The organism is Planococcus daihaiensis (genome assembly GCF_049262615.1).
GTDB lineage: Bacteria > Bacillota > Bacilli > Bacillales_A > Planococcaceae > Planococcus.
On record NZ_CP175504.1, the window covers coordinates 862,713 to 883,248 of the forward strand.

At 45.8% G+C, this 20,536-nt stretch carries 19 protein-coding genes; 3 read left to right on the top strand and 16 right to left on the bottom strand.

Translation table 11 applies throughout. The features are described from left to right. Positions 1–653 precede the first annotated feature (653 nt). From DHX103_RS04040 to DHX103_RS04060, 5 genes are all read right to left on the bottom strand, one after another. Positions 654–1,976: an efflux RND transporter periplasmic adaptor subunit gene (locus DHX103_RS04040; RefSeq protein ID WP_422123988.1), complete on the bottom strand. Its 1,323-nt coding sequence runs from the start codon at positions 1,974–1,976 to the stop codon at positions 654–656. Then, complete coding sequence (locus DHX103_RS04045; RefSeq protein WP_422123989.1) at positions 1,969–2,661, bottom strand: hypothetical protein; 693 nt, start codon at positions 2,659–2,661, stop codon at positions 1,969–1,971. The genes DHX103_RS04040 and DHX103_RS04045 overlap by 8 nt, the downstream gene beginning before the upstream one ends. A 195-nt stretch (positions 2,662–2,856) precedes the next feature. Then, positions 2,857–3,087, bottom strand: coding sequence for a DUF2187 family protein (locus tag DHX103_RS04050; protein ID WP_422123990.1), 231 nt, complete (start codon positions 3,085–3,087; stop codon positions 2,857–2,859). Positions 3,088–3,153: 66 nt separating this feature from the next. Beyond that, positions 3,154–4,077: a S66 peptidase family protein gene (locus DHX103_RS04055; RefSeq protein WP_422123991.1), complete on the bottom strand. Its 924-nt coding sequence runs from the start codon at positions 4,075–4,077 to the stop codon at positions 3,154–3,156. A gap of 966 nt (positions 4,078–5,043) precedes the next feature. Beyond that, a complete protein-coding gene (locus tag DHX103_RS04060; RefSeq protein WP_422123992.1) occupies positions 5,044–5,514 on the bottom strand; it encodes a transcriptional regulator in 471 nt (156 codons plus the stop codon). Between the two features lie 305 nt (positions 5,515–5,819). Between DHX103_RS04060 and DHX103_RS04065 the strand changes: the two genes are divergently transcribed. Then, a complete protein-coding gene (locus DHX103_RS04065) occupies positions 5,820–7,352 on the top strand; it encodes a hypothetical protein (RefSeq protein ID WP_422123993.1) in 1,533 nt (510 codons plus the stop codon). Further along, positions 7,349–10,072: a DEAD/DEAH box helicase gene (locus tag DHX103_RS04070; protein WP_422123994.1), complete on the top strand. Its 2,724-nt coding sequence runs from the start codon at positions 7,349–7,351 to the stop codon at positions 10,070–10,072. Before DHX103_RS04065 ends, DHX103_RS04070 begins: the two co-directional genes overlap by 4 nt. A 449-nt stretch (positions 10,073–10,521) precedes the next feature. On the opposite strand, the gene DHX103_RS04075 is transcribed toward DHX103_RS04070, so the two are convergent. Together DHX103_RS04075 and DHX103_RS04080 are read right to left on the bottom strand one after the other, a co-directional pair. Beyond that, positions 10,522–10,665 (bottom strand): hypothetical protein, encoded by a 144-nt coding sequence (locus DHX103_RS04075; protein WP_422123995.1) that lies wholly within the window; start codon positions 10,663–10,665, stop codon positions 10,522–10,524. A gap of 26 nt (positions 10,666–10,691) precedes the next feature. Continuing rightward, on the bottom strand, positions 10,692–11,102 hold the full coding sequence (locus DHX103_RS04080) for a single-stranded DNA-binding protein (protein ID WP_422123996.1): 411 nt from the start codon (positions 11,100–11,102) through the stop codon (positions 10,692–10,694). Positions 11,103–11,383: 281 nt separating this feature from the next. Here DHX103_RS04080 and DHX103_RS04085 point away from each other — a divergent pair, with 281 nt between their 5' ends. After that, positions 11,384–11,821 (top strand): YwpF family protein, encoded by a 438-nt coding sequence (locus tag DHX103_RS04085; protein WP_422123997.1) that lies wholly within the window; start codon positions 11,384–11,386, stop codon positions 11,819–11,821. A gap of 62 nt (positions 11,822–11,883) precedes the next feature. Here the strand turns inward: DHX103_RS04085 and fabZ are convergent, their stop codons facing one another. The 9 genes from fabZ to atpA form a co-directional block, all read right to left on the bottom strand. Further along, positions 11,884–12,321, bottom strand: a complete 438-nt coding sequence (gene fabZ, locus DHX103_RS04090; RefSeq protein WP_422123998.1) for a 3-hydroxyacyl-ACP dehydratase FabZ — start codon at positions 12,319–12,321, stop codon at positions 11,884–11,886. Positions 12,322–12,365: 44 nt separating this feature from the next. Further along, positions 12,366–12,635, bottom strand: coding sequence for a DNA-directed RNA polymerase subunit beta (locus tag DHX103_RS04095; RefSeq protein WP_422123999.1), 270 nt, complete (start codon positions 12,633–12,635; stop codon positions 12,366–12,368). 159 nt (positions 12,636–12,794) lie between these two features. Then, positions 12,795–13,787, bottom strand: coding sequence for a rod shape-determining protein (locus DHX103_RS04100; protein ID WP_422124000.1), 993 nt, complete (start codon positions 13,785–13,787; stop codon positions 12,795–12,797). A gap of 240 nt (positions 13,788–14,027) precedes the next feature. Continuing rightward, positions 14,028–15,326: a UDP-N-acetylglucosamine 1-carboxyvinyltransferase gene (murA, locus tag DHX103_RS04105; protein WP_422124001.1), complete on the bottom strand. Its 1,299-nt coding sequence runs from the start codon at positions 15,324–15,326 to the stop codon at positions 14,028–14,030. A gap of 363 nt (positions 15,327–15,689) precedes the next feature. Beyond that, positions 15,690–15,923: a DUF1146 family protein gene (locus tag DHX103_RS04110; protein WP_422124002.1), complete on the bottom strand. Its 234-nt coding sequence runs from the start codon at positions 15,921–15,923 to the stop codon at positions 15,690–15,692. Positions 15,924–16,064: 141 nt separating this feature from the next. Continuing rightward, positions 16,065–16,469: a F0F1 ATP synthase subunit epsilon gene (locus tag DHX103_RS04115; protein WP_422124003.1), complete on the bottom strand. Its 405-nt coding sequence runs from the start codon at positions 16,467–16,469 to the stop codon at positions 16,065–16,067. 24 nt (positions 16,470–16,493) lie between these two features. Beyond that, positions 16,494–17,909 carry a F0F1 ATP synthase subunit beta gene (atpD, locus tag DHX103_RS04120; protein ID WP_422124004.1) on the bottom strand — a complete coding sequence of 472 codons (1,416 nt, stop codon included), beginning with the start codon at positions 17,907–17,909 and terminating at the stop codon, positions 16,494–16,496. A gap of 202 nt (positions 17,910–18,111) precedes the next feature. Further along, positions 18,112–18,969: an ATP synthase F1 subunit gamma gene (gene atpG, locus DHX103_RS04125; protein WP_422124005.1), complete on the bottom strand. Its 858-nt coding sequence runs from the start codon at positions 18,967–18,969 to the stop codon at positions 18,112–18,114. A gap of 48 nt (positions 18,970–19,017) precedes the next feature. Further along, entirely contained in the window at positions 19,018–20,526 is a 1,509-nt protein-coding gene (gene atpA, locus DHX103_RS04130) for a F0F1 ATP synthase subunit alpha (protein ID WP_422124006.1), read from the bottom strand. Positions 20,527–20,536 lie beyond the last annotated feature (10 nt).

Sequence of the window (20,536 nt, forward strand, 5' to 3'; positions counted from 1 at the left end):
TCTAAAAAAATAATGAGGGTGGGGATTTTTTGTGGAGCTTATTGGGCGGACAATGAATTATTAGATAAAATCCGCTAACCATTAGATAAATCACATATACGGTGAGATAAATCCCTCTAACCGTTAGATAAATTCCTTTAAACATTAGATACACCCCACTCCAATAGAATAACCCCTTATTACCCAAGATCGGGCGGCCTCCGCCGCCCACTGGGCAGTCCGCCAGCAGCGGACTGCTTTCCATTCCGTTTGTTGGTTTGTTCTTTCGATGAATGGCAGAGGAAAAGTGGACTCGTTAGATAAAAGGTGGATACCATGAGATAGATCCCTCCAACGGTGAGATAAAAATGCTCTACCGTGAGATAAATCCCTCTGACCATTAGATAAACCCCACTCCAAATGACCCAACCCCCTATTACCCAAGATCGGGCGGCGACCGCCAGGAGCGGACTGCTTTCCGTTCAGATTGTTGGTTTGTTCTTTCGATGAATGGCGGAGGAAAAGTGGACTCGTTAGATAAAAGGTGGGTACCGTGAGATAAACCCCTCCAACGGTGAGATAAGCAACGCTATCCATTAGATAAAATCTTTTATCCGTTAAATCCGCAATAACCACACAAAAACCCGCAGGCAGCAGCCAGCGGGTTTCATTTATTACCTTGCTAAAAGATATTCCACGTATTTGCGCCAATAGGTGTTTTCGGCATGCTCCATGTCCGGCTGAATGCTTGGGAATGGCACAAATGTAAGTGGCGCTGAACCGAATTTCCTCAGCAGTTCATTGTCCACCACTGTTGCTCCGGGCTGCACGCCATCACTTAAAATGGCTTTGCCGTCCAGGCCGAATGCAATTGAAACCGGCAATGCTTCAGCCCGTCCGTTTTCATTCAATACGAAAGTTTTGCCGGTGCCGTCATAGCGATCGAATATCCAGGCGTCTGTTAGGGCAACCGCATCTGTTGCTTCATTGATGATAATCGAAGCATTAGCGGTTTTGCCGTACGGAACGGCGTCTGTGATTGGCTCATCCGTGATGATGAGGACTTCGTATATCGCAATCGGATTGGCTTGGTCGACAGGGTCGAGTGCGCGGTAAGCCTCCAGCCACTTGGAATTGCCTGCCGGCAGCTGGGATATGCTGTGCACTCTGGCAGGCATGGCCTGCGTAATTCCGTCGACATGAACGAAGACACGATCTTCGGCGTTGACTTCGCTCCATTCTTCTTCAATTACATAGGTCATGAATAATTTTTCATTCGAATAAATTTCAACGCTCATCGGTTCTGAACGGGCATCGATCTTCCCGACGATGCCTTCAATCGGACTGACCAGCGCGGGATTGGCCGTATTCTGATCCAATTGAGCGGCAACGACGGCCAATTCGGTTTCAATGGCCGCGATGCGCTGCTCGGCCTCCGCAATTCCAGCGGCATAGGTACCATCTTGTGGAACTTCGACATTCAATGACGTTGACCATGACACATTCACATCCAGTTCTACCGTATCCCCTTCTTCAGTGGTCACGGTGTCACGACTGGTTGAAGTGTTTGAGTCTGAGCTGGGGTTGGAGCTGGACTGGCGGGAACGGGCCGTTTCAAGATTTCTTATAGCGTTTTGGACTTCAAGCAATTCGCCAAGGAGCGCTGATTCCTGCACTTGCCAAATTGCGCGCTGTTCCTCACTTTGCGATTCGTTCAGCAGTGCCAGTTCAGTTCCGGCTTCGACATAATCGCCTTCATTGATGATCCATTGTTCGATGGCGTCGGAATCCTGGATGAAGATTTCTGTGGCTCCAAGTGGTGCTGTAACTGCCTCTTTCGGCAATTTCTCCGTATAATTGCTCGTGTATGTACGTTCATATTCACTGATATAGACTTTTTTCGGAACAAGGCTCTTGTCGCTGAACAGTAGGATCGCATTCGTCGCCAGGAAAGCGGTGATGGCAATTGATAAGCCGATCGCAAAGTATTTATTCACCTGGAACCACTCCTTCCGTAAAGCCTTCAAGCATGTCCGCAAGTGGCACAAAGCTTAATGCGCCAATCATCATTGCGATAATCAAATGCAGAAGTATAAGTCCGAACAGCAATAATTTCGGTGAGAATTCCACATAATTGCGAAGGAAACGGTATTGAATGGCAATGATGAGCGATGTGAAAACCGTCAGCTGATTGAACGTCAATATGATAAAGGCATGATCAAAAAGCAATGCCGCCAGCGGGCCAAATGAAAACAGGGACAAATAAGTTGTGTAGCCGAGTATTGCGAAAATGAAAAACAGCAACGCTTTCTCGATGACTAGAATCGCCGTCACGTAAGTTTGCATCACCAAGGCTGCGCGCCACGGCGTTTTCAAAATGCGGCTGAACAGATACGCCGCTCCATAAGTGTGAAAAGCCAGGTAAATTCCGGCCCAGATCAATGTGCCTGCGAGTGATGTCCATCGCGCTAATGTGTATGTGTCAAAATCTCCGGCAACGAGGTATGGCGTCAAGGAAGAGGTGTTCATCCCCCAAATTTCACGCAAAGCAAAAAGCAGGATTCCCAAAGCGAAAATCCACCCGAGCCGCTTATTGAAAAACCGCATTTCCGAATTTTCAAGATTATGTATAAGCTGTCCCTGTCTGGCGAAATAATGCCAGAACTTAAAATCAAATATCATATGGCCTTATTCCCTTCGTGGCGAGTGAAATCCGCTTATGTTTATCTTACCTTACTTTACCAAAAACCGATGCACTTTGGAATGCTTAAATTGGTACATATTACAAAAGAGATTTTTCAATAAACGTTGGGCTATCAATATTTCTCCAAAGAAAAAAACTTCCGCAGGCTGCGAAAGTTTCCATTTCCATTGATGCTATTGATCTGCAACAATTTTATATTTCTTATGTGAAATTACGGTCATGTTGGATGGTGCGCCAATTTCTTTCGCATCTTCAGGTGAAATTTCAACAATCACCGAGTTGTCCATAATTTTAAAAATAGTTCCACTGACTTCAACGTCATTACGGGTGAAAGAAATCCATTCTCCGATAAAACGGGCAGCTACGAATTCTGATACTTCTTTTTCATGTGGTTGGAATGCCATTGTTATCCACGCCTCTCTTTTAGCAACAATATCTATTCATTATATCATAAAAACGTGGAATTATCATCATTGGACACCCGGCAAAATCGTCAAGGCCATCTCATCGGCATCCAGTTTTGCCTCCGCTCCAAGCGGCACCGAAAAATGCGGTTCGCAATGGCCGATCTTGAATCCTTTTACGACCGGCACACCCAGATCCTTGAAATAATGGTCAAATACCTGATCCAGGCGCAGCGATTCTTCCGGCTTTTTCGGCTCGGAATCCTTGAAGTCGCCGATCACGACACCTGCTAAGCCCTCGAATTTCCGCGCCAGCCGCAGCTGGTTCAATATTTCATCCACTTCATACGGCTGTTCACCTGTATCTTCAATCAATAAAATCTTGTCTTTTGTATTGATTTCAAACTTCGTTCCAATTCCGCTCCGCAATACCGACAAGTTGCCGCCGACCAATTCCCCTTGTGCAACGCCTCTGCTAAGTGCGGTCAATGTGGAAATGCCTTCGTCATAATGGAGCTCGAATGGCTCGAATAATTGCCCGAACATGCGGCCGCTGCGCTCATGGAATTCTTTTTTTCCGACATCAGAAGCCAGCATCGGTCCGTGGAATGTCACAAGATCCGCAAATTGTCCAATCGCCGTATGCAAGTACGTGATATCCGAGTAGCCCCAAAAAACTTTCGGGTTTTCCTTAATCATGCCAAAATCTATCCGGTCTGCCAATCGGGCAGCTCCGTATCCGCCTCCCGCACAGATGATGCCTGCTACTTCAGGATCTTCGAACATGGCATGCAAATCTGCCAGCCGTTCTCCTTCCGTTCCCGCAAGATAACCGTGCTTCGCTTCCACCGAGCTGCCCATTTTCACTTTCAAGCCGAGCTCTTCCAAGAATGGCAGCGCCTTTTTCAAATTCTCAAGGTTTGGGGGACTGGATGGTGCAATCACCCCAACCGTATCTCCGCGTTTCAACCGTTTCGGCAATGTTCTCATATGTATCTGCTCCTTTTATGTGGATATAGTATAAAAATAAGTTGAGTTAATATTCTGTAGTAGCCGACATTCCTTAAAGCAGCTTGCTTGCCAAAAACCCTGCTCCTGCATCGCTTCGCTAACTTCGTCGCAAAGCGTCGGCCGAACTACCTTCGGCCAACACTTCACTTCCCTACAATATAGCAATGCCACAGCCATTCATCAAGTTGGCGGAATTCTCACTGCCTCTGAATTGACAGATGGGCTCCGATTTCATTTTTAACTACTCATTTACTATACAGGTTGAATTAAAGAACCCGATAAATATGCCGCTTCGGTGTTTTGGACAAGGACAAAGATTATGCTCCTGGAGCGCACCTGAGCTGAGAGAAATTCCCAGAGATATGGAGCAAAACAGCGAAGACGCCATGGGGACCAAGCGAAGTGCTGAGATCCACTCGGGCGAAGTGAAACGAGTCCGAGTTAGCTCAGCGCGAGCCCCCAGGCAAGCGAAGCTGTTTTGCGCAATATCGGCTACTATGGGTTTATTAAGTTCAACATCTTAAGTTATTTATTATATTTGAATTATTTAGAATTTTTAGTCATATAGTATCATGACAAATATTTGATACTTTAATACAATGAGAACAAGTTATAAAAATAGCAAAAATTTATAGCTTGCAAGCAAGATCTTCTAGAAAAATCAAAACCCAAAAAGGAGCGGATTATTATGAACTTTGACAAAGCATTGGAACTTGGATGGGAAGATCTTGCACTGGGAATCGCTGGCTCAGCAGCCGTCATGCTGGTCGTCAACTTTTTCACAATGATGTAGAGGTGACTCATGTATACTTATAAACCATAAATCCCCTTTTTCCGGATTGTCAGGAAAAAGGGGATTTTGCTGCGCGGAATTTTAGGCAAACAAAAACGTCTCCCCATTGTTAACCGGGCAGACGCCATTACTCGAGTAAAAATTTTATATATCTAGGCTTCACTTGGCATACCTCCATTAAGCTGTTGTTGAGCCATAAGTTCATGGAACATCACTTCATCCCTTAACTCGAGGGCGTGGTCTATCGCTCTATTGAAATTTTCCTGCTCCAGGAATTCAATCGCTTCCATCGCTTCAGATTTTGCCTGATTCGGAATTTCGGCAATACCTGCATATTCCCCTTGCAGAATTGACTGGAGATGCATGTGGATATCAGACACCAGCAATAATTGGTAAAGCGGCAGGCGGATAAATCTGTTCCCTTTCTGGAAAACGAATACTTCGGATAAATTTTCAACCTGGAAAGTATTTGTATTGACTACGATTTCCTTACCTTCAACCGGGATGAAATGAAATAGCTCATCGTCTTTCATTATCGAGAGGTACTGGTAGGCAAATACGAACTTCACAAGATGATCCTCTTTCTTTGTATAAAACGGTTTCATCATTTTAACATGCAACATGTTAGTTCCCCCCTCTCTGATGTTAGAATATTCTGTTTAATTTATTCTATCACAATTTCTCCATTTCGTAACTAAAAAGCACATGAATTATCTGCTTTTGTGCCAACTTTTTTTCCCGGTTTTTTATAATTTGCCATAATTTGAATCGGCTCTCTTTTTTTTCTGAATCGCAACATGGATATCGTGTAAATCAGCAAACTTTCATCTACTTTAGCGGCTGGCCAAAAGCAAACTTCCCTTCTGCGTTTACGCGCCTGCCTGAAACAAGTATAATAGAAGGAAAGTTTTATTTTGGGGCGATGCAAATGGCTACGGTTCAATCCCTGGCACAACAATACGAAGAGACGATCCACAATTATATGGCTGCTATCGAGAAATCCCTCTATCCCGCGCGGGCGTTGGATGAGGAAATGGTTCGAAAAGCGGTTTTTTTAGTGCGCCATGACGGCGTTCAAATTCAGTCATTCAATGAAGAACGGCTGCTTCTCGAGGCGAGTGTCAAAGACGCCCACGCCGTAAGAGTCCTCCTGAATTTTGAAAAGGAGACGGCTGTCTGTGCTTGTCCGCAGGAAGAAATGTGCCGGCACCGGCTTGCGGTGATTTTTGCGTTGTACCAGAAAGTCGGTTCACTATCCGAGTGGGTGGCCAATTGGCGTGCCCAGGAAAAGGAACAGCTTTGGACCGGAGACAAACAGCGCTCACCAGAGCAATGGACGAAAGTTATTCAAAGTGTATGGCGGGATCCGATTCCGGATTATACGTCGAGGAATTATTTTTACTTTGAACAGATGTATGAAGGCCGCCTGAAAAACGCTTTGTCTTTCGTTCCGCTTGAGCGCGAATGGAAAACACTGTTTCGTGCTTATGCCCATTTCATTTCATTGGCTGAAGTTTGGCCGACTTATATATCCGGCACCAACGACGTTCACCATTCCTTCTTCAAAACGTGGTTCGAGGATGAACTGCACGACCTGCGGGATCTGCTCGGCCAATTGCACGGACAGCACCGGACATTTGAATCCGATGCGTTCTTCAACCATCTCCGTGAAATGGTCCGATCGTTTGCGGCTGTTAGAGATGGATCTTCATCTCAGCGTTTGACCGTTTATCAATTGTTCTGGACCCATCTTTACACCGGGGACCATCTGAGAAAGAGCGAACTCGCTTCCTTCCCGCGGCCGGATGAACGGATTACTGCTTTTTTTGCAATTTTATTGAAAGACCCATTGGCAGTAAAAAAAATCGCACCATATGAAGCGCACGACTGGATCCAGCTCGCCATTCTGGCTGAGCAGGAAAAGAACATACAGGCTTTGGAAATTATTTTAACGGCAGTCAAACCGCATGTGAAAACCTTTCTTTTCGAAGGTTTATATACCCAATACCGCCAGCAATACGTCCGTACGCTGAGCCGCCTGTTCTCCCTGATCCAATTGGATGAAAAGGATTGGGAAGATTTATTCCGCCAATTTGGCCATTATGGCTTGCCGGCCTATTCGACTTATCTGATTGAAAAAGGCTTATACAAACAATGGGCAGAACTTCATCACCTGCATTCTTCTCCTCTTTATTTCGCTGAAGAATGCGGTTTGAAGGAAGTCCAGGAAGCTGCACCTGATTTTGTGCTGCCGCTTTACCACCGCTATGCGATGTCCCATTTGGAGGAACGCAGCCGGGCAAGCTACAAGCAGGCCGTTCGCATCTGGAAAAAGATGAAATCCGCCTGCAAAAAGAGCGATCAAATGGAATTTTGGAAATCCTATATGAAAGAAATCCGGACACAGAACAAACGTCTCCGGGCATTGCAGGAAGAGATTGAGAAAGGAAACTTGGTATGACTCAATTCCAAACAGAAGGAAGCCGCATTTACTATTTGAAAGTCACCAAGGGAGACAGCTTCCGCGTTCAGGCAATCAATGAAACCGGAAATCGCATCCCTCCTGAAATCTGGACGCCTTATTTGTATTTTATGGATAAGACCAGTTTTTTTGGTCTGAAATCGGAAATGGATGGACTGGATCTCGTGTTGTCCCCTGCCGACTTTGTGCGGCTCTTTAATGGCGACGACCACCATTATGTCACCTTTAAAGGCCAGACCGATGACGATATTTCCTGGCTCGAACTTGCCGAAAAAGTTTCGGATTCGCTGAACGACCCCGGTCTATGGGAGCACGTTTCTGTGGAAGGCGACGATATTATCATCGACAGCAAATACGGCGATATGGATATACAAGCGTTCCTCAGCGACACCATCGGCCAGCAGCTCCGCCAAAAAGGATTGACGACTGCGCAATTGCCTTATATCCAGCATTTTATCCAACAAGCCGGATGGGATGGACTGGAACCAGCGGACGATTATGTAATCGCTGTTCAATTGAGCGAACCCGATGAAACGCCGGAATGGTCGTTCAAAGTCGTGCTGCGTTCGAAACGCGGCAGTGTTTACTGGACACCTTCCAAACGCCGGATGGATGAACCGCTTGAAAAAGTGCTGCCCGAGAAATGGCGCAGCCGCCACGCGGAAATTGCAGAGAAGCAGGCGTTAGTGCTGAGCCTATGCCCGTCTATTGAAAGTTTTGACGAAAGCCGGCTCCACCATGCGGAATGGACCGACGCCGAAGTGCTTCAATTTTTGCGCAGCGATACGGAAATTTTACAGGCTTTCGGCATTGAAGTGTCCATCCCTTCCTGGCTGCAGGCCGTTCAGGAATCGAAAATCCGCGTAAAAGCCAATGTCCATTCACCTGCCAAAAAGGCATCGGTCGTCGGATTAGATCAAATTATCCGTTTTGACTGGCAGTTTTCGTTGAATGGCCATGAGCTCAGCATGCAGGATTTCGAAAGACTTGTGTCTGACAACAAGGAATTTATTCGCATCGGGAACGAATGGGTGCGGGTCGATTCGAATCTGCTCATGCAGCTCCGCAAAATGATTGACGAAGCGGACGATGCCGATTGGACGATCAAGGATATGCTGTTCCAGAACGTTCCGGAAATCATGCTCGAAGAATCGGCAGATGAAGACGATCCACTCGTCGAATTTAATTTGAATAAATCATTGAAAGTCCTATTGGATAAACTGCTCGATAAGCGGGATTTGCCACCGACGGCGATCCCTGAAAATCTGCATACGGAACTTCGCCCTTACCAGAAAATCGGCTTTGACTATCTGGTGTTCATGAGACAGGAAGGATTCGGGCTGTGTCTCGCCGACGACATGGGCCTCGGCAAGACAGTACAGCTTATTGCCTATCTCTTGCATGTCCATTCAGAGAAACAGCCACAGCCTTCGCTGATCATCTGTCCGACATCGGTGCTCGGCAACTGGCAAAAAGAGCTTGAACGTTTTGCACCGGATTTGAAAGTCTATATGCATTACGGGCCGGTTCGCCCGAAAGCCGAGGAATTCACACGCTTTCTGGCAACAGAACAGCCGGACGTGGTGTTATCCACATACGGCATCGCAGCATCAGATGCCGAAGAAATGCAGGACCTCCATTGGACCAGCATCACTTTGGATGAAGCGCAGAACATCAAGAATATGTATACAAAACAATCGCGTACGATTCGCCGTTTCAAAGGCCAGCATCATATCGCGTTGACAGGAACGCCGATTGAAAACCGGCTTTCCGAGCTTTGGTCGATTTTCGATTTCATCAATAAAGGCTATCTATACCGCATCAAGCAATTCCAGGAAACGTTCATGATTCCGATCGAGCGGGATGATTCGGAAGAAGCGAAGGACAAATTGCGCCAACGCATCCAGCCATTCCTGCTGCGCCGCACGAAGAAAGATCCCGACCTTCAATTGAATCTGCCGGAAAAACAGGAGCAGCTTGAATATTGCCCGTTAACTCCCGAGCAGGCTGCGTTGTACGAAGGTCTTGTGCAGGATACGGTGCAAAAAATGGAAACGCTGACCGGTTTCGAGAAAAAAGGGCTCGTCCTGAAAATGCTCAGCAAACTGAAGCAATTATGCAACCACCCGGCATTGTATTTGAAAGAACCTTATACGTCTGCAGAAGAAATCCTGCCGAGATCGCAGAAACTGGAACGCATAGTGACGCTTGCCGGTGAAATTGCCGAGCGCGGTGAACAATGCCTGATTTTCACGCAATATATCGGCATGGGCCATCTGCTGCAGCAGGCCATCAATGAACTATATGGCCACGAAGTGCCATTCTTGACCGGCAGCATGCCGAAAAATCAGCGCGATTCGTTGGTCAACGCCTTCCAGCAAGGGAAATTCCCGATTTTCATCCTTTCTCTGAAAGCCGGCGGAACAGGCTTAAACCTTACGGCGGCAACGCACGTATTGCACGCCGACAGATGGTGGAATCCAGCCGTTGAAAATCAGGCGACTGACCGTGCCTACCGAATCGGCCAGACCCAATTCGTGCATGTCCATAAATTTGTGACCATCGGCACGATCGAAGAAAAAATCGATTCCTTGCTGACGCAGAAACAGACCATGTCAGAACAATTCATCCAGTCGAGCCAGTGGATGACGGATCTTTCCGACAACGAATTGAAAGAGCTGTTCACATACTCCCTATAAGAATAAATGAGTTTAGATAACTTATATAAGCCGCTTCGGCGCTTAGGACAAGGGGCAAAGATTATGCTCCTGCGCACTGCTCGTCGCAAAGGTGCGCCACCTTCGCTTGGCGACCTTAGCTCCCGCAATAAGCCGAGAAAACCACTCGTCTTATTGCTTCGCTCAGTCCATAGCCGCGCCATTGCTGAGAGAATTCTCTAAAGATATGGAGCAAAATAGCGCAGACGCCATGGGGAGCAGAAACGGCGTTGGCTTTCCAACGTCGTTTCGACGAAGGGCGAGATCCACTCGGACGAAGTGAAACGAGACCGAGTTAGCTCAGCGCGAGCCCCCAGGCAAGCGAAGCTATTTTGCGGAATATCGGCTGCTACAGATTACAACATAAAATGAGCATGGCCGGGTCCCCACCCAGACATGCTCCCCTAAACTGATCTGATAAGTGAAAATCGTCAACCCTTCGCAGCGGAACGGAAATGCTCCTTGAGTTCACTTAGTTCCCGTTCCGCCTCTGCCAATCGTCTATGAAGCGAAGCTGTCAGGCGGATCAACTGCTCCATATGCACTTCCAATTGCTCTTGTAATTCTTTAGGCATAACTAAGTGCCTCCCATCTTTCCAAATTATACGTTGACTGGTTCCGCTTCCGGCACTGGGAAATCAAAATCTGCTTCAGATTCTGGTTCCTTCTGCAATGGGGCGGTTTCTTCTTGCGCTTTTCTTCTGTCCAGAAAACGTACCTGGTCAGCCGCAATTTCCGTGACATAGACTCTTGATCCGTCTTCCTTGTCATAATGCCGGGATTGAAGCCTCCCCGAAATTGCGACAAGTGAACCTTTTACACAGTACTTCGCCACATTTACTGCCGTTCTCCCCCATGTGGAACAAAGCACAAAATCACTTTCGATTTCGCCTTTCTGGTTTCTGAAGTTTCGGGACACGGCCACGATGAACGTCGTATGTACACGCCCTTCGCTCAATGTCCAAGACGATGGATCTTTTGTCAGTCTTCCTACTAACCCGACCTGATTCATATTTTTCACCTCCTTCCTGTAAATTCAGCTTACTAAATAAACTGAATTTTATGCAAAAGGTGAAAATCAGGATTTACCAAGTTTTTGGCAGGCCATAATTCATTTTTCATTTACCAATAAAAATTGTTTTTCTTTACAATCCTTATGTACGATGGCTTTTCCGTTATGATGATGTCAAATTCAAAATAGATTTTTGGAAGCTTTAGAGATTTTTTCTTCATTCGCATGAAATTTCTTGGCTATGCTATACTTTAAAAAAGATCGATTTGGGAGGTATATTGATGAAGACCTTTAAAATGTTGTCGCTGGGGCTTGTCGAAGATGAAGAAGTACATAATTTCCCTCTTGAAGATGGCATCATCATCAACCAGGAAAACAGCCATCGTTCCTGGGTGCTTGAAATGTTGATGGATTTGGCTCATGAGGAAAAATTTAAAAGCATGATGGATTCCGGCGCAATTTACGATGTAAAAGTAGTCATTTCGTATCCGGAAAATGAGCCGGCAACTTTTGAAGTTGGAATTTATGGTGTGAAAAAAATGGGTGATCATATATCCGTGCTGATGAAAGGGACATTGAAACGCGCCCGCCGCAAATATGCGGAAACGCTGCTATCGGAATTGCTGGAAGAAGGTTTGGAAGGCGAACAACTGCTTCAACGCTTCGAAAGTGATATGCGTTCACGCCCGGTACTTAAAAGGGATGAATCCAACCAATAATATTTTTTGAACAATAAAAGGCAGTGCAGATTTTTTTCATCTGCACTGCCTTTACGTTTCACTTATTTTTCAGCAACCGGTCCGAGCGCGAATAGAATATCGCATTCGCAGGCGATTTCGCCGTCCACTGTTGCAATGCCGTGCCCTTTGCCCATTGGCCCTCTAAGCTTCGTCAATTCCACTTCGAGCCGCAACTGGTCACCTGGGACCACCTGGCGCTTAAAGCGGCAATTATCGATGCCCGCGAAGAAAGCGAGACGCCCTTCGTTGCCTTCCATCTTCAATACTGCAGTCGCACCCACCTGCGCCAACGCTTCGACGATTAATACGCCAGGCATGACTGGGTATCCCGGAAAATGGCCGTTAAAAAATTCTTCATTGGCCGATACGTTCTTCAGGCCAACTGCTCTTTTGCCGGCTTCCAGCTCCAACATCCGGTCCACCATCAAAAATGGATAACGATGCGGTAGAATCGCTTTAATCTGTTCTGTCGTCAACATGAGTCCAACCCCTTTTACAAAATGAAAGAAAAGTGCAGCATGTGTTATTTTCTCCCGGTCATTATATCGATGATATGCTGCCAGGTTTCCCATTTCAACACATCTCTTGGTTCTCCATCACCGATTATGCCATATCCGACCATCGCGCCAAGTGCCGCAGCCAGAACGATCAAGCCAAGCACAAGGATAATGCGAAGCCAGATCGGAAAAAGGCGGATTTGTACCCACCAGGTCTTTTTCTGCTGTTTTTCTCCAGCCGCTTCTTCGTTTTTATGTTCTTTTCTTTTTGATACTTTTTTAGTTGGTTCAGCCATTTAAGTCGTCAACCTTTCCAATGATGCATACTTTTGCAAATCATTGCGGAGCATTGCACATCAACAGTTCTGTCTTGGCCATGTTTATTACACAGCACTTGTAGCTATTATACTAAAAAACTGCTATTGCTGTACATATAAAAAGATAACGACCCTTTTTCAGCGGGATTTTCTTGATAGGCTATCCAGCATCATGCCTGTACCAATAGCTACACTGTTCATCGGATCTTCTGCAACGAACACCGGAACCTTCAGCTCGTCTGCCAGCAATTGTTCTATGCCGTGCAACAAAGCGCCTCCACCTGTCAAAATTACGCCTCTGTCAATAATATCTGCTGACAGTTCAGGTGGTGTATGTTCCAGCACGTTCTTCGCAGATGCTACTATCAGATTGACTGATTCCCGCAATGCCATTTCAATTTCATCTGAGTGTACCGTAATGACGCGCGGCAGTCCAGACACCATGTCCCGTCCGCGGATTTCCATTTCTTCTTTACGGCCGCCTTTGAATACTGTACCAATTTCAATCTTAATATTCTCAGCCGTACGATCGCCGATCAGTAATTTATACTGTTTTTTCACATACTGCAAAATATCAGCATCAAAAACATCGCCAGCCACTTTTATCGATTCGCTTGTCACGATATCGCCCATGGAAAGGACCGCAACGTCTGTTGTGCCCCCACCGATATCCACAACCATGTTGCCGGTCGGCTGGTAAATGTCCATCCCCGTTCCGATGGCAGCCACTTTCGGCTCTTCCTCGAGGTAGACTTTCTTTCCGCCTGACTTTTCAGCAGCTTCGCGGATGGCTTTTTGTTCGACACTGGTTACATTCGTCGGACAGCAAATCAAAATTCGAGGCTTATTCATAAACCCTTTAACTTTTAATCTATCGATAAAATATTTCAACATAATCTCAGTGACGTCAAAATCTGCAATGACGCCTTCTTTTAAAGGTCTGATAGCGATAATATTATCTGGTGTACGCCCAATCATATTTCTCGCTTCTTCGCCTACCGCGATCACCTGATTTGTTTTTCGGTCCATGGCAACGACCGATGGTTCATTTAATATGACACCTTTGCCCTTAACGTATATCAGAACATTTGCTGTTCCCAGGTCAATACCTATATCTCTTGAAAAGAACATTCCCGTTTCCCCTTCCGGTAATTGTATATCTATTATGTATTATTCTGTAAAGACGCTCCTAACTGATAATTTTATCACAAAGTTCCAGACTGCTACATCATTTTTCAAAGAATATATGTTATTTTGAGAAAATTTTATTTATACATGCATTTCGTCAAACAAACCGTTCATTGATTCCAGAAAATAAAATCAAAAAGACCGGAAGCAAAATGCTTCCGGCCTTGAATTATAAATGAAGTATTAGACCATCTGTTCTTCCAGAACCGGTGTTTCTTCTGTAATGACGCGTTCGATATCTGCGCCAAGAGATGCTAGTTTCTTATGGAAATCTACATACCCACGATCCAGATGTTGTAATTCAGTTACCCGTGTAATTCCTTCTGCAGCAAGTCCAGCCAGAATCAATGCAGCGGCTGCGCGCAAATCGGTGGCTGCGACTTCAGCGCCTTGTAATTTAGAAGGTCCTTCCATAATAACAGAACGCCCTTCAATTTTTACTGAAGCATTCATTCGGCGGAATTCTTCAACATGCATAAAACGATTTTCAAAAACGGTTTCAGTCAAAATACCATTGCCTTTTGCTGTCAGCATCAATGACATCATTTGAGATTGCATATCTGTCGGGAATCCCGGATGAGGCATCGTCTTGATATCGATAGAGCGCAGTGGATGGCTCGCTTGAACGCGAAGCCCTTCATCCGTCTCTTCAATTCTGACACCCATTTCACCGAGTTTAGAAATCAAGGCTGCCATATGTTCAGGAACAGCGTTTTCGATTATTACGTCACCTTCAGTGATAGCCGCTGCTACCATGAATGTGCCAGCTTCAACACGGTCAGGAATGATATAATGTTCAGCGCCTTTAAGTTCTTCAACGCCTTCGATACGGATTGTATCGGTACCAGCACCAATCACTTTACCGCCCATTTGGTTAATGTAAGTGGCCAAGTCGACAATTTCCGGCTCTTTTGCTGCGTTTTCGATGATGGTAACACCTTCAGCCAACGCTGCTGCTGACATGATGTTCTCAGTAGCGCCAACACTCGGGAAATCCAGATAAATTTTAGCGCCGCGCAATCTGCCGTTAACATCCGCTTCCACAAAACCGTTGCCGATTGTTATTTTTGCACCCATCGCTTCAAAACCTTTTAGATGAAGTTCGATTGGCCGTGATCCGATTGCACAGCCGCCAGGCAGGGCCACACGGGCAAAACCGTTGCGTGCAAGAAGCGGACCCATAACCAAAATAGACGCTCTCATTTTTCGTACATATTCAAATTGCGCTTCACTTGATAGGGTTGCCGATGAATCGATGTGCATTTCGTTCTTTTCCGGGAAGTATTCAATGCTTACGTTCAAGCTTTTAAGAACTTCTTGAATCGTATAGACATCTGCCAAATGTGGAACTTCCTTAATGATGCTTTTTCCTGAACCCGCAAGCAATGCTCCGGCCAGGACAGGAAGTACTGCATTCTTCGCACCTTCCAATCTAACTTTACCTTTTAATTTATTTCCGCCTCTAACAATGATCTGTTCCACTGAAATGCCCTCCATGTAAAAAATGATATGTAATAAAATCTTTAAAATGTATATAAAACGCTTAAAAGTCCAATGTCATAATTTAGAAACAAAACCTTTACTATGATACCCGTTATTTATCATAATAACAAGTATCCTGCAGATTATTTTTTCTCGAATAAAACTGCTTGTTTATATGATTCGTAACAAGAGTTTGATTTGTGTCCGTCGACTCACACTTTATATTACAATTTGATTACAGTGAATATTTTCCCCATGTATAGGAAAATAAACATAGTTTTGAAATTTATTTCCCGGGAAATACCTAAGGTTTGGCAAATTGGCCTGTTCCCACCAAGTGGAAACACAACAATTTGCCAACGCTCAAAAGAGATATGGCAATTGCCTGGACCATGAAGATATATTCAAAAAGAATGTTGAAACCATCGTGCCTAAAGCAATGCTGAGGAAAATATAAAGAATTTGTGCCTGCAGCACGTTATGTTTCCTGATCCAGTTTTCAAACATCACAGCACGCAGCGCATAAAAAGCTACCCCTGTAAAAAAGATATGACTGAAGATGGATATTAATGCTTGTTGCCCGATTACCATTTCCATGTGAACCCCTCTTTCAAAATGATATAGATCGTACTGACTTCTTACTATATAAAAGAGCGGGCAAAAGTAAACTCCCTTTTGCCCGCTCTTTATTCATTTGTGTCTAGACTTCAGTGCTGAACAGGCACTTCCGCTTTTCGTTTATATATTACCCTCATGAACATTGATACGATTCATCGCACGCTTCAAGGCAAGCTCAGCCCGCTTGAAGTCGACTTCATCTTTTTTCGCCTGGAGCAACGATTCTGCGCGTTTCGCTGACTCACGAGCACGAGCGACATCAATGTCGACCGCACGTTCAGCAGATTGAGCAAGAATTGTTACTTTTTCAGGACGAATTTCAAGGAATCCTCCGCTTACAGCAACCAATTCCGTCGAGTTATCTGTCTTCAATCGGACTGCGCCGATTCCAAGAGGTGCTACTGTCGGAATGTGTCCGGGCAAAACACCCATTTCACCGGATGCTGTAACCGCTATTACCATGGAGACTTCTGAATCGTATACCGGGCCGTCGGGAGTGACAATATTGACTGTAATGGTCTTCATTTTTTTCCCTCCTGGTCCCTGATTTTAGACTTCTACGCCCATGCTTTTAGCTTTGGCGACTACATCTTCAATGCGTCCTACCAAACGGAAAGCATCCTCAGGCAAGTGATCATATTTACCGGCAAGGATTTCCTGGAATCCTTTAATTGTTTCTTGAACCGGTACGTAAGAACCTTTTTGACCAGTGAACTGCTCTGCCACGTGGAAGTTTTGGGATAGGAAGTTTTGAACGCGACGCGCACGGTTAACCGTAAGCTTGTCCTCGTCACTCAACTCATCCATACCAAGGATTGCAATGATATCCTGAAGTTCGCGGTAACGCTGAAGCGTTTCCTGAACCTGGCGGGAAACTCCGTAATGCTCTTCTCCAACGATTTCAGGCGACAATGCGCGAGAAGTTGAAGCAAGCGGATCCACCGCAGGATAGATACCCATTTCAGAAAGTTTACGTTCAAGGTTGGTTGTTGCATCCAAGTGGGCGAAAGTTGTTGCCGGAGCCGGATCCGTATAGTCATCGGCTGGAACATAGATCGCTTGAATTGAAGTAACAGAACCAGTGCTTGTTGTCGTAATACGTTCCTGCAATTGGCCCATTTCTGTAGCAAGTGTCGGCTGGTAACCAACGGCTGATGGCATACGGCCAAGAAGTGCCGATACCTCAGAACCTGCTTGCGTGTAACGATAGATATTATCGATGAACAGCAGTACATCCGCGCCTTGGTCATCACGGAAATATTCAGCCATTGTCAAAGCGGACAAAGCAACACGCATACGTGCGCCAGGCGGCTCGTTCATCTGGCCGAAGACCATTGCAGTTTTCTTGATAACACCGGATTCGCTCATCTCGTGGAATAAGTCGTTTCCTTCACGTGTACGCTCACCAACACCGGCGAATACAGAAAGACCGCCGTGCTCTTGAGCGATGTTGTTGATCAATTCTTGGATAAGAACTGTTTTACCTACACCGGCACCACCGAAGAGACCGATTTTACCGCCTTTGATGTAAGGAGCAAGCAAGTCAACAACTTTGATACCCGTTTCAAGAATTTGAACTTCTGTTGAAAGATGTTCAAATGTAGGGGCAGAACGGTGAATCGGGTCGCGGCGTTCTGTAGCCGGAATTTCTTCACCCAAGTCGATTATTTCACCGAGCACGTTAAAGACGCGGCCCAATGTTAAATCTCCAACTGGAACAGTAATAGCGCTGCCCAAATCGGTTACAACCGATCCACGTTGCAATCCATCAGTGGATTCCATTGCGATCGTACGAACAGTATCGTCGCCAAGGTGCAAGGCTACTTCCAAAGTCAAAGTAACTTGTGCCTGATTGGGACGATCAATATTTACAGTTAGGGCGTTGTAGATTTCTGGAAGATGGCCATCGGCAAACTTAATGTCTACAACTGGACCCATAACTTGAAGAACGTGTCCTGTGTTCATGCTATTCCCTCCTGTCTTGCGTTTATTGAATCAAATTCAGAAGCTAGGACTGCTCAAACGGCAGCCCCCGCTTTTCTTATTTGTGTCCAGACTCCAGCGGCCCAGCTCTTCGGGTCATAAGCCGGCCCAATTACGTGGCAAAAACCGCCACTTCATTGTTCCGTCTTACGCCTTTCAGAGCTAAACGGGCGCTGTCGCTTTTCTATTCTTGCGCCGCTGCGCCGCCGACAATTTCAGAGATTTCCTGAGTGATTGCCGCCTGGCGGGCACGGTTGTATGAAAGTGTCAATCCGTCGATCAAATCAGACGCATTGTCGGTCGCGCTCTTCATTGCTGTCATTGAAGCCGCATGTTCACTTGCTTTGCCGTCAAGAACAGCACCGAAAATCAGGCTTTCTGCGTATTGTGGAAGAAGAACTTCCAGGATGGCTTCAGCAGATGGATCGAATTCGTAAGACGAAGTCGCTCCGGTCGGCTTAATATCCGTCAATGGCAGAACCTTCGTTTCAGTGACTTCCTGCTGAATAGCTGAGACAAAGTGATTATAGTACATATAAACTTCATCATATGCACCTTCTGAGAACATACCAACAGCTTTGCGCGTAATTTCTTTGATATCCGCAAATGAAGGATGATCGGGAAGCGCGATTGTGCTCTCCAAAATCGTCATTCCTTGTTTCGTAAAGAAATCCCGACCTTTACGGCCAATGCTCAGGATAACAAATTCATCATTTGACGTATGGCGTTCACGGATTTTATTGCTCACAGTACGCAAAATGTTACTGTTGTATCCGCCAACCAACCCACGGTCAGATGTGATTACTAGATATGCGGTTTTCTTCACAGGGCGCGTTGTCATCATCGGATGGCTTGCGTCATTCGATCCGGCAGCTATGGAAGCTACAACGTCCTGAATTTTCGCCATGTACGGAACGAACGCTTTCGCGTTCACCTCGGCACGGTTCAATTTGGAAGCGGAAACCATTTGCATGGCTCTTGTAATCTGACTTGTTTTCTTTGTTGACGTAATTCGGTTTTTTATGTCGCGTAAAGATGCCACTGGTATTTCACCACCTTAATATTTTTTCTTCTGATCCAGCTGAAACGTTTACTCTGATTTTGCGAATGTGCGTTTGAAATCGTTGATTGCCGCGCCAAATGCTTCGTCAGAAGGCAAACCTTTCGTAGTGCGGATAGTTTCCAAAATTTCTGTGTGGTTCGAATCCAACCAGCTGGTCAATTCAGCTTCGAAACGGGAAATATCCTGAAGCGCAATGTCATCAAGGAAACCTTTAGTCAATGCGTAGAAGATTACAACCTGTTTCTCAACTTTGATCGGGCTGTTCAAGTCCTGTTTCATAACTTCTACAGTGCGTTTACCGCGCTCAAGCTTAGCGGCTGTCGCAGCGTCAAGGTCAGAACCGAATTGAGAGAACGATTCCAATTCACGGAACGCAGCCAAATCAAGGCGCAATGTACCCGCAACTTTTTTCATCGCTTTGATCTGAGCTGAACCACCAACACGTGATACAGAAAGACCGGCGTTGATTGCTGGGCGTACACCCGCGAAGAATAGATCTGACTGAAGGAAAATCTGTCCATCAGTGATCGAAATTACGTTTGTCGGAATATATGAAGAAATATCGCCAGCTTGCGTTTCAACGAACGGCAATGCTGTGATTGAACCTCCGCCAAGTGTTTCGTTCAACTTCGCTGCACGCTCAAGAAGGCGTGAGTGCAAGTAGAAAACGTCACCCGGGTAAGCTTCACGGCCAGGTGGACGACGAAGCAGGAGCGAAAGTTCGCGATATGCAGATGCTTGCTTAGTCAAATCATCATAGACGATTAGGACGTGTTTGCCTTCGAACATAAATTCTTCGGCCATTGTGATACCAGCGTAAGGAGCAAGATACAATAGTGGTGCCGGCTGTGAAGCAGATGCCGTCACGACGATTGTGTAGTCCAAAGCGCCATTTTTACGGAAAGTTTCAACTACGTTACGTACAGTCGATTCTTTTTGTCCGATTGCAACATAGATACAGATCATATCCTGGTCAGCCTGGTTCAAAATTGTATCGATTGCTACAGACGTTTTACCAGTCTGACGGTCACCGATGATCAATTCGCGTTGTCCGCGGCCGATTGGCACTAATGCGTCAATCGCTTTGATACCCGTTTGAAGAGGTTCGTGAACTGATTTACGTGCCATAACCCCTTGTGCAGGGCTTTCGATTGGACGGGATTTCGTTGTGTTGATTGGGCCTAAGCCGTCAACAGGCTGTCCAAGCGGATTTACTACACGTCCGATAAGTTCGTGCCCTACCGGTACTTCCATAATGCGGCCAGTACGACGCACTTCATCGCCTTCTTTGATGTCAGTGAATGGCCCAAGGATGATGATACCAACATTATTGGCTTCCAAGTTTTGTGCCATACCCAATACACCAGTAGAGAACTCAACAAGTTCTCCAGCCATGACGTTGTCGAGGCCATGAGCGCGAGCGATACCATCACCAACTGTGATTACTGTACCGACGTCGTCAACTTTCATCTCTGATTGGTAATTTTCAATCTGCGCTTTAATCAGACCGCTGATTTCTTCAGCTTTGATGCTCATGTATGTCACC

What these genes read in the sequence shown, in the direction of transcription:
- DHX103_RS04060 (WP_422123992.1), bottom strand. Translation starts at nt 5,514, where the DNA reads ATGTTGCATGTTAAAATGATGAAACCGTTTTATACAAAGAAAGAGGAT.
- DHX103_RS04055 (WP_422123991.1), bottom strand. Translation starts at nt 4,077, where the DNA reads ATGAGAACATTGCCGAAACGGTTGAAACGCGGAGATACGGTTGGGGTG.
- DHX103_RS04065 (WP_422123993.1), top strand. Translation starts at nt 5,820, where the DNA reads ATGGCTACGGTTCAATCCCTGGCACAACAATACGAAGAGACGATCCAC.
- DHX103_RS04100 (WP_422124000.1), bottom strand. Translation starts at nt 13,787, where the DNA reads ATGTTCTTTTCAAGAGATATAGGTATTGACCTGGGAACAGCAAATGTT.
- atpD (WP_422124004.1), bottom strand. Translation starts at nt 17,909, where the DNA reads ATGAACACAGGACACGTTCTTCAAGTTATGGGTCCAGTTGTAGACATT.
- DHX103_RS04095 (WP_422123999.1), bottom strand. Translation starts at nt 12,635, where the DNA reads ATGGCTGAACCAACTAAAAAAGTATCAAAAAGAAAAGAACATAAAAAC.
- DHX103_RS04075 (WP_422123995.1), bottom strand. Translation starts at nt 10,665, where the DNA reads ATGCCTAAAGAATTACAAGAGCAATTGGAAGTGCATATGGAGCAGTTG.
- DHX103_RS04085 (WP_422123997.1), top strand. Translation starts at nt 11,384, where the DNA reads ATGAAGACCTTTAAAATGTTGTCGCTGGGGCTTGTCGAAGATGAAGAA.
- DHX103_RS04080 (WP_422123996.1), bottom strand. Translation starts at nt 11,102, where the DNA reads ATGAATCAGGTCGGGTTAGTAGGAAGACTGACAAAAGATCCATCGTCT.
- DHX103_RS04110 (WP_422124002.1), bottom strand. Translation starts at nt 15,923, where the DNA reads ATGGAAATGGTAATCGGGCAACAAGCATTAATATCCATCTTCAGTCAT.
- DHX103_RS04115 (WP_422124003.1), bottom strand. Translation starts at nt 16,469, where the DNA reads ATGAAGACCATTACAGTCAATATTGTCACTCCCGACGGCCCGGTATAC.
- DHX103_RS04070 (WP_422123994.1), top strand. Translation starts at nt 7,349, where the DNA reads ATGACTCAATTCCAAACAGAAGGAAGCCGCATTTACTATTTGAAAGTC.
- fabZ (WP_422123998.1), bottom strand. Translation starts at nt 12,321, where the DNA reads ATGTTGACGACAGAACAGATTAAAGCGATTCTACCGCATCGTTATCCA.
- DHX103_RS04050 (WP_422123990.1), bottom strand. Translation starts at nt 3,087, where the DNA reads ATGGCATTCCAACCACATGAAAAAGAAGTATCAGAATTCGTAGCTGCC.
- atpA (WP_422124006.1), bottom strand. Translation starts at nt 20,526, where the DNA reads ATGAGCATCAAAGCTGAAGAAATCAGCGGTCTGATTAAAGCGCAGATT.
- DHX103_RS04045 (WP_422123989.1), bottom strand. Translation starts at nt 2,661, where the DNA reads ATGATATTTGATTTTAAGTTCTGGCATTATTTCGCCAGACAGGGACAG.